Source organism: Microcoleus sp. PH2017_08_TRC_O_A (assembly GCF_020738665.1).
GTDB lineage: Bacteria > Cyanobacteriota > Cyanobacteriia > Cyanobacteriales > Microcoleaceae > Microcoleus.
Genome location: NZ_JAEQCE010000034.1, coordinates 12,284 through 13,325 on the forward strand (window position 1 = coordinate 12,284; position 1,042 = coordinate 13,325).

At 44.2% G+C, this 1,042-nt stretch carries 2 protein-coding genes (1 of these 2 only partly in view); both read right to left on the reverse strand.

The window, feature by feature from the left end; translation table 11 throughout:
- Nucleotides 1–409 carry the 5' portion of a Uma2 family endonuclease gene (locus tag JGK22_RS13975; RefSeq protein ID WP_293313045.1) on the reverse strand. 20 nt of this gene lie to the left of the window's left edge, so only the first 409 of its 429 coding nucleotides appear in the window; the start codon lies at nucleotides 407–409; its stop codon lies off the left edge, out of view.
- A gap of 245 nt (nucleotides 410–654) precedes the next feature.
- On the reverse strand, nucleotides 655–906 hold the full coding sequence (locus tag JGK22_RS13980; protein WP_293177193.1) for a hypothetical protein: 252 nt from the start codon (nucleotides 904–906) through the stop codon (nucleotides 655–657).
- Between the last annotated feature and the right edge of the window lie 136 nt (nucleotides 907–1,042).

Genomic DNA, 1,042 nt, shown 5'->3' on the forward strand with positions numbered 1-1,042 from the left:
ATTTTCGGAACTTTTCACCTCGATCGTAGGCTTCGGTAGAGGGCGAAAGAACCTCGACAATCAGTAAAGGATTGAGAATTTCATCCGTGCGAGATCCATTGAATTCCGGTTCGCCATCAATTACCATAACATCGGGATAAGTTCCGTGATTGAAGCTAGGAATCCAAATTCGCAAGTCGCCGTTATAGGTTTGAAAATTGGTGTCTCGGAGAGCCACATTGAGAAAAGTCGTAGTGTCTACGGCAATACGGCTGTGAGCGGGGGAACCTCCGGGCATAGCAATAATCTCTCCGTTACAATATTCGTGACGTTCTTCGGCGGTTTCCTCCATCGCCCGGTATTCATCTGGAGTGCAGCGAGTTGTGGTATCTGAAGCAAGGTTTGGCGGATTGGTTGAAGCAATGACCACGATCGCACCTCCTAAATAATTAGACCTTAAATAATTATGACTTACAGCTAGATAATTGTCCTAACCCAGAGGCGATCGCTTTTTCGGGATTTTAAGAATCTGAGCGATCGCACAATCTCCTGACATCGCGTCATAAAAGTTTAGTTTCTTCGTGATTTGACTGCTGGCGCTGTGCAATCTGGATTAGCATCTCAATTTTGCAAAAAGCATTTTTTTTATTATAGTGCTGTCCCCGCTCGCGTCTGCTACCAATCGCGAGCGGGGACAGCACTATAAATGCAAAACAGAGATGCTACCATCTCGATTAACATCCTCAATGCCTCATTCACTGCTGCATCATTGGGAAAAGCTTGCACAATATCTGGATCTAAAAGCACTAAGTTTGTCCCTGCACGATATCGCTCAACATACTTACCTCTAACACCTCCTTTCATCTGAGTAAAGTCATACTCAGCAAGTAATTCGTCTTCCATTTCGTTCTCAATATCCTTCTTCATAAAACTTCTGCTGCTAACCTATGACAGATAAGAAAGCTAGATAAATCGCCCTTAAAGACTAATCCGGCGGTAAATTTCAGCCATCGGCAGTTCTATATTTAAGCTGTGCAGGACGATCGCCCTTTCAATCCCATCG